The organism is Gemmatimonadota bacterium, from assembly GCA_016209965.1.
Lineage (GTDB): Bacteria > Gemmatimonadota > Gemmatimonadetes > Longimicrobiales > RSA9 > JACQVE01.
Genome location: JACQVE010000219.1, coordinates 1 through 5,071, shown reverse-complemented (window position 1 = coordinate 5,071; position 5,071 = coordinate 1). Strand labels below are relative to the sequence as shown.

Sequence of the window (5,071 nt, the reverse complement as noted above, 5' to 3'; positions counted from 1 at the left end):
TGCAAGCGCACGGATCGCCCCGCCGGCGGAAGGCTGGCTATTCCGATCGCAGGCAAGTAGGCCCGCCAGGAATGCGCATCCCGGAAGAAATCGAACAAGGTGTCGTCGGCCGCTACGAAGCTGAAGGAGCACGTGCGCCCGGTCGTAAGGCCTCGCCGAGAAGCGGGCGCGAAAGTAGTGAGGCGAGTGGGGACAAGTCAAGCAAGGCGGTGCATTGCTTGTTTTCCAAAAAGAACACCCGTCATGGCGGCAGTCGCCGCGAGCGGCGCGGGGAGGGGGCCAGGGGGCGAGGGGCGCGAGTCAGCCGGCTCGAGCCCTGGGCGAGCGCGGGGCGTGCGCTTCTTCCGCGGCACCGGCCGAGAGCTGGTCCCAGATCACGCGGCCGTCCACGATGGTGACCAGGGCGCGGCCGCGCAGCTTCCACCCGGCGAAGGCGGTGTTACGGCTGCGCGACAGGAGCTGCTCGGGCACGACGGTCCATTCGGCGGCGGGGTCGAAGACGGTGAGATCGGCGGGCGCGCCGGCACGCAGGGTGCCGCCGGACAGGCGGAACGCGCGGGCGGGCGCGCAGCTCATGCGGTCCACGAGCTGGGGCAGGGTCAGGATCCCCTTACCCACCAGCTCGGTGAGGGCCAGGCCGAGGGCGGTTTCGAGCCCGATCACGCCGAATGGTGCGTCGTCGAAGGCCTGCTCCTTCTCGTCATAGTGGTGGGGCGCGTGATCGGTGGCGATGGCGTCCAGCGTGCCGTCCGCAAGGCCCTCGCGCACGGCCGCGACATCCGCGGCGGCGCGCAGCGGCGGGTTCACTTTCATCTCGGTGCGGTAGCCTTCCACCGCGTCCTCGGTCAGCGCGAAGTGGTGCGGCGTCGCCTCGGCGGTGACGGGCACGCCCCGGCGCTTCGCCTCGCGGATCATCTCGACGCCGCGCCGCGTCGAGACGTGCTGGATATGCAGCCGCCCGCCGGTCAGCTCGGCGAGCAGCAGATCGCGGGCGATCACGACGTCTTCCGCCGCGGCGGGGATGCCCAGGATGCCGAGCCGCGTCGCGACCGCGCCCTCGTTCATGGCGCCGCCGCGGGAGAGGCTCCGGTCCTCGCAATGGCTGGCGACGGGGATACCGAAGGTCTGCGCATACTCGAGAGCGAGCCGCATGAGCCCGGCGTCGGCGACCGGGTAGCCGTCATCGGATATGGCAATGGCGCCGGCATCCACCATTTCCCCGACCTCGGTCAGGTGCTCGCCTTTTTGCCCCACGGAGATCGCGCCCACGGGGTAGACGCGCGCGGCGCCGGCGCGCACCCCCTCAGCGACGACGAAGCCGACCGCGGCCGGGTCGTCCACCGGCGGGTCAGTGTTGGGCATGGCGCAGACAGCCGCGAACCCGCCGGCAGCGGCGGCACGGGCGCCGCTGGCAATGGTCTCCTTGTGCTCGCCGCCGGGCTCGCGCAGGTGGACGTGCAGGTCAATGAGCCCGGGACAAACCACGAGGCCGCGGAGCTGGCGGACCTCGGCACCCTCGGGCGGCGTGATGTTATCGGCAATGCGGGCCACCTTGCCGTCTGCCAGAAGCACGTCTGCCTGCCGGTCGAGGTCCTGCGACGGGTCGATCACTCGCCCGCCCCGCAGGAGCACGGTTCTACTCGGCGGCGCCATGCTTTGCGGCCTCCGCCTTCTCGGGCGCGCCCCCGGCCAACAGATAGAGGACCGCCATCCGGACGGCCACGCCGTTGGTGACCTGATCGAGGATCAGGGAATGCGGCCCGTCGGCGACGTCGCTGTCGATTTCGACGCCCCGATTCATGGGCCCGGGGTGCAGGATCAGCAGCCGGCGCGGCACCCGCTCGATGCGCTCGCGCGTGACGCCGAAGACGCGGTTGTATTCGCGCAGCGTGGGCACGTACCCGCCCTGCATGCGCTCGAGCTGCAGCCGCAGCACGTTGAGCACGTCCGCCCATTCGCAGGCCGCCTCGATACGCGGGAAGACGCGCACGCCGAGCTCCTCGATCCCGGCCGGGAGCAGGGTGCGCGGGGCGCAGACGGCCACTTCCGCACCCAGCCTGGTGAGCCCCCAGATGTTCGAGCGCGCCACGCGGGAGTGCAGGATGTCCCCCACGATGCAGACGCGAACGCTTTCCAGGCGGCCCAGGTGGTCGCGGATGGTGAGCATGTCCAGCAGCGCCTGGGTGGGGTGCTCGTGCCGGCCGTCGCCCGCATTCACGACGTTGGACGGGATGCGCTGGGCCAGGAACTCGGCGGCGCCGGACGCCGAGTGGCGGATCACGACCATGTCAATGCGCATGGCTTCCAGGTTCCGGGCCGTGTCCACCAGCGTCTCGCCCTTGGCGACGCTCGAGCCGACCGTGACGATGTTGACGGTGTCGGCGGACAGGCGCTTCTCGGCGAACTCGAAGGAAATGCGGGTGCGCGTGGAGGGCTCAAAGAAGAGGTTGACAATGGTCTTGCCGCGCAGCACCGGCACCTTCTTGATGCGCCGCTCACTGATCTCCTTGAACGGCTCGGCCGTGTCCAGTACCGCTCGGATCTGTTCTGCGCTCAATCGCTCCAGCCCGACGAGGTCCTTGCCGAGGGCGGGCGCGGCCAGCATCAGGCGGCTTCAGGCTGGTTGGGGACGAGGGCAACGGCCAGGCAGCCGTCGAGCTCCGGGACCATCACCTCGACGCGCTGGTCCGGCCCGGTTTCGACCGTGCGGCCGACAATATCGGGGTGGATGGGCAGCTCGCGGCCGCCGCGGTCGACCAGCACGCAAAGGTAGATGCGGGAAGGCCGGCCGAAGTCGGCTAGCTCGTCGAGGGCGGCGCGCGCGGTGCGCCCCGTGTAGCAGACGTCGTCCACAATCACCACCGCGCGGCCGTCGATTCCGCCGGTCGGGAGCCTGGTCTCACCTACCACGGGGCGGGGCCCAATGGCCATCAGGTCATCGCGATACAGCGTTATGTCCAGCGAGCCGACGGGCGGCCGGCGCCCCTCGGCCCGGGCGACTTCCTCGGCAATGCGGTCGGCAAGCTGCACGCCACGGCGGTGGATGCCGACGAAGGTCAAGCCGGCACTACCCGCATTGCGTTCGATGAGCTCCCGGGCCATGCGCGCCAGTGCGCGCTCGACGGCCCGCTCATCCATCAGCCAGTGCCGCTGCGGCTCGGTCATTCGTGTCGGCCGGACGGAGGGGAGGCGGCTGTGCGGGGAGGAAAGGTAATACGAGGGCCAGGGCCGGGCCAGGGCCAGGTAGGGCTAGCGGCGAGGGCCAGCGATAGGGTGAGGGCCGGCGAGGCTCCGCCTCGGACCGCCGAGTTCGCCGGGTCGTGGTTCTTTACACTGCTCCACCCGGCGCGTAGCTTCGCGGCGCTGACCTGCCGCAGCGGCGCACCTCCGGTGCAACCCTATCCACGCCAACGCGAGGGCTCGAGGTGGTGCGAGATCTTTTTGCGCGCAAGCCGGTGCCGGAGCTGCGGCGGGAGGGCGTGCCGCTGGACACGGAACTGCGGCGCGCGCTGGGTCCGTGGCAGCTCACGGCGCTGGGGGTCGGCGCGATCGTTGGGGCCGGCATCTACTCGGGCGCGGGCACGGCGATCGCGGGCGGCGCGCAGCACGTGGGCGCGGGTCCGGGGCTCATACTCTCCTACGTGCTCGTGGCGCTGGCCTGCGGCTTCGCGGCGCTGTGCTACGCCGAGTTCGCTTCCATGATCCCGCAGGCGGGAAGCGCCTACACCTACGCCTATGCCACCCTGGGCGAGGTCGTGGCCTGGATCATCGGGTGGGATCTGATCCTCGAGTACGCGGTCGGGAACATTGCGGTCGCGGTGAGCTGGTCCGGCTACTTCCAGGAGCTGCTGCGCGGGTTCGGACTGGCTCTGCCCGAGTGGCTGGCCACCGATTACCTGACCGCGTTCAAGGGCGCGGCGGCAGTGGAAGCGGCGCGACTGGATGGGGTCGATCCCCTGACTCTGGGCGCCGCGGTGCTGCAGGCGTGGGAGGCGGCCGAGCGAGCGCCGCAGCTCTTCGGGCTGCCGCTCATCATCAATGTTCCGGCCGTCGCGATTGTGGCCCTGATCACCTGGATCCTGGTGATCGGGATCCGGGAAAGCGCCTGGCTCAACACAGCCATGGTAGTGGTGAAGCTGGCCATCCTGGGCTTCTTCCTGCTGGCGGGCGCCTTTTACGTCCGCCCCGAGAACTGGACGCCGTTCGCGCCCAACGGCTTCAAGGGCATCTGGGTGGGCGGCTCTCTCATCTTCTTCGCCTACATCGGGTTCGACGCCGTGTCCACGGCCGCGGAGGAGAGCCGGAACCCGCAGCGGGACATGCCGTTTGCGATGCTGATGTCGCTGGGGATCACCTCGCTCATCTACATCGCGGTGACGGCAGTGCTGACCGGACTCGTCCCCTGGCAGCAGTTGGGGACGGCGGAGCCACTGGCGACAGCACTGTCCAATCGGGGGCTGGACTTCGCCGCGGCAGTGATTGCCTTCGGCGCCGTGATGGCAACGACATCCGTGCTGCTGGTGTTTCAGCTCGGGCAGCCGCGGATCTTCTACGCCATGGCCCGTGACGGGCTGCTGCCGGGCTGGGCGGCGGCCGTGCACCGGAAGTACCGTACGCCGCACGTCACCACCATGCTGACGGGTGTGTTCGTCGCCGTATTCGCCGCGTTTGCGCCCATCGACGCAGTGATCGAATTGACCAACATCGGCACCCTCTTCGCCTTCGTGCTCGTGGCGGCGGGCATCCTGGTGCTGCGACGTCTGGAGCCGGAGCGGCACCGTCCCTTCCGGACGCCGTGGGTCCCACTCGTGCCCCTGCTGGCCATTCTCTCCTGCAGCGCACTCATGCTGGGGCTGCCACGCCCGACCTGGGTGCGCTTTTTCTTCTGGCTCGCGGCCGGCCTGGTCATCTACCTGGGGTATAGTCGCCGCAGGAGTCTGCTGCGGGTGGGGGCGGCGCAGGCAGAGTAGCGCCAGCCGCAGCCAGGGTTGGGGGCGGCACGGCCGTGGGCCTGGCGATGCTTCCGCGCGGGCCACGAAAGCGGTAGCGCAGCATCCGGCCATCTCCACGG

General features: G+C 69.9%; 4 protein-coding genes. 1 reads left to right on the top strand and 3 read right to left on the bottom strand.

The genetic code is table 11. The annotated features are described in order from the left end of the window. Window positions 1–300: 300 nt before the first annotated feature. From HY703_08780 to pyrR, 3 genes are read right to left on the bottom strand one after another with little or no spacing between them, the layout of a single operon-like run. Window positions 301–1,653 (bottom strand): dihydroorotase, encoded by a 1,353-nt coding sequence (locus HY703_08780; GenBank protein ID MBI4545276.1) that lies wholly within the window; start codon window positions 1,651–1,653, stop codon window positions 301–303. Next, entirely contained in the window at window positions 1,637–2,605 is a 969-nt protein-coding gene (locus HY703_08775) for an aspartate carbamoyltransferase catalytic subunit (GenBank protein ID MBI4545275.1), read from the bottom strand. The genes HY703_08780 and HY703_08775 overlap by 17 nt, the downstream gene beginning before the upstream one ends. Continuing rightward, a complete protein-coding gene (gene pyrR / locus HY703_08770; protein MBI4545274.1) occupies window positions 2,605–3,165 on the bottom strand; it encodes a bifunctional pyr operon transcriptional regulator/uracil phosphoribosyltransferase PyrR in 561 nt (186 codons plus the stop codon). The genes HY703_08775 and pyrR overlap by 1 nt, the downstream gene beginning before the upstream one ends. Window positions 3,166–3,428: 263 nt before the next feature. Here pyrR and HY703_08765 point away from each other — a divergent pair, with 263 nt between their 5' ends. Next, window positions 3,429–4,970, top strand: coding sequence for an amino acid permease (locus HY703_08765; protein MBI4545273.1), 1,542 nt, complete (start codon window positions 3,429–3,431; stop codon window positions 4,968–4,970). Window positions 4,971–5,071: the final 101 nt, after the last annotated feature.

Excerpts from the sequence above, each read along its gene's own strand:
- HY703_08780 (MBI4545276.1), bottom strand. The coding sequence starts at position 1,653 with ATGGCGCCGCCGAGTAGAACCGTGCTCCTGCGGGGCGGGCGAGTGATC.
- HY703_08775 (MBI4545275.1), bottom strand. The coding sequence starts at position 2,605 with ATGCTGGCCGCGCCCGCCCTCGGCAAGGACCTCGTCGGGCTGGAGCGA.
- pyrR (MBI4545274.1), bottom strand. The coding sequence starts at position 3,165 with ATGACCGAGCCGCAGCGGCACTGGCTGATGGATGAGCGGGCCGTCGAG.